Origin of the sequence: Methanocalculus sp., assembly GCF_029762515.1 — an archaeon.
In the GTDB taxonomy this organism is placed as follows: Archaea; Halobacteriota; Methanomicrobia; order Methanomicrobiales; family Methanocorpusculaceae; genus Methanocalculus.
In genome coordinates this window covers 1-2,177 of sequence record NZ_JARVGN010000384.1, presented here as the reverse complement: position 1 = coordinate 2,177, position 2,177 = coordinate 1, and the positions used below count along the sequence as shown (strand labels likewise).

Annotated in this window: 2 protein-coding genes; both read left to right on the top strand. The window is 51.2% G+C overall.

Annotation, left to right across the window (positions count from 1 at the left end; translation table 11 throughout):
- A partial coding sequence (locus QCH34_RS11235; protein ID WP_300334186.1) for a replication factor C small subunit occupies positions 1-683 on the top strand: 683 nt, incomplete at its 5' end.
- Positions 680-2,177, top strand: a 1,498-nt coding sequence (locus QCH34_RS11230; RefSeq protein ID WP_300334183.1) for a minichromosome maintenance protein MCM, incomplete at its 3' end; no start/stop codon positions are given. The genes QCH34_RS11235 and QCH34_RS11230, both read left to right, overlap by 4 nt.

Here is a 2,177-nt window from a genome sequence, read left to right as displayed (position 1 = left end):
ATGCATCATTTAAGATCCTCTTCCTGGATGAGGCTGATTCATTGACTACCGATGCACAGGCAGCTCTGCGACGAACAATGGAGAGTTATGCTGAAAGCTGCCGTTTTATCCTCTCCTGCAATTATTCGTCAAAGATAATCGATCCGATCCAGAGCAGGTGCGCCCTCTTCCGGTTCCGCCCGCTCACCCCTGAGGATGTCAAGGAAGAGATCCGACGAATTGCCGCGAAAGAGGGACTTACCCTCACTGAAAAGGCGGAGGATGCAATCGTCTACATTGCCCAGGGTGATATGAGAAAAGCGATCAACGCGCTTCAGGGTGCAGCGGTAGTTGCACAGGATATCACAGAAGAGCAGATTTATGCGATCAGTGCAACCGCAAAACCCTCAGAGATTGTGAATCTCATCACCCTCTCACTTTCAGGGGATTTCGAAGGTGCAGAGCGGCACCTCAGTTCACTCACACGGGATCGCGGGATTGCGCCTACCGAACTTCTCGGGCAGTGCTATAGGCATCTTGTCTCAATGGAACTTGATCGGATGCTGAAGGTGGAATTGATCGATCATATTGGCGAAGCGGATTTCAGGATCTCCGAAGGGGCGCAGAGCGAGCTTCAGATGGAAGCGATGATCGCACGGTTTGTCTTGTCGGCATTGAAGAAGAGAGGGATTGATCAGCATTGAATCAGGATGAGGAATTCGACATCGAAGTTGTCGATAAATCAAAAGAATGGGCGGATTTTCTCTCGAAGAAATACAAACAGGAACTCCGGACACTCAGCCGTGAATATCCCTATAAACGATCCCTGATCATCAATTATGAGACGCTTCAGAAGTTTGGAAAGAGCGGTGTCAGGCTTGCCGACGAACTCCTTGCGTATCCAAACAAGGTCTTTGCAGAGGTCAGGGATGCCCTGCGGGCACATAATCTCCTTTCACGAAAAGATGCCCATGAGATCATCCCACGGATGAATATCCGGTTCATCAACCTCCCGCGTAAAACACTTGTCCGTGATATCAGGTCTGAACAGATGAATACCTTCGTCTCAGTCGAGGGAATTATCAGAAAGACGACCGAGGTGCGCCCCCGGATAGTTGAAGCAGTCTTCCGGTGTCCGTCAGGCCATATGACACTTCGGGAACAGGGATATGGCAAATTTGTCGAACCTGAAAGTTGTGGCATGGGTGAATGCACTCACAAGCGCCTGGAATTAATCCATCTCAAATCAAAATTTGTCGATGCACAGAAGATCCGGATACAGGAGATTCCCGAAGGACTCCGTGGGGGTGAGCAGCCCCAGATCCTTGATATCGACGCAACCGACGATCTGACCGGGCTTGCTGCTCCGGGGGATCGTGTCATCGTAAACGGGGTGCTCCGTTCGATTCAGCGGATGAATGCCGGGACGAAGAGCACCACGTTTGATATCTATCTCGATTGCAACTCCATTGAGTTTGGTGAGAAAGAGTTTGAAGAGGTGAATATCACAGAGGAGGACGAGGCACAGATCCTTGAACTCTCACGGGATCCAAACCTCTATCGGAAGATCGCCCACTCCATTGCTCCGACCATCTATGGAAATGATGATGTCAAGGAGGCAGTCTCTCTTCAGCTGTTTGGCGGCATTGCGAAGGAGATGCCGGATGGGAGCACGCTCCGAGGGGATATCCATGTTCTTCTCGTTGGAGATCCGGGTATTGCAAAATCCCAGCTGCTCAGATACGTGGTGAAACTCTCTCCGCGTGGTATCTATACATCCGGCAAATCCGCAACCTCAGCCGGACTTACGGCAGCTGCGGTGAAGGATGAGTTTGGGGATGGAAAATGGACCCTTGAGGCAGGTGCACTCGTACTCGCAGATATGGGTGTTGCGGCAGTCGATGAGATGGATAAGATGGCAAAAGATGATCGCTCTTCCCTTCATGAAGCCATGGAGCAACAGACGATCTCAATTGCAAAGGCCGGGATCACTGCGACACTGAAGTCCCGGTGTGCGCTTCTTGGGGCTGCGAACCCGAAACTGGGAAGATTTGACGAGTATGTCGGCATATCCGAGCAGATCAATATGCCCCCCTCCCTCCTTTCGCGTTTTGATCTCATCTTCATTATGACCGACAAGCCTGAGACCCAGCGGGATGAGGCAATTGCCCAGCATATCCTGAAAGCCCATTCAGTCG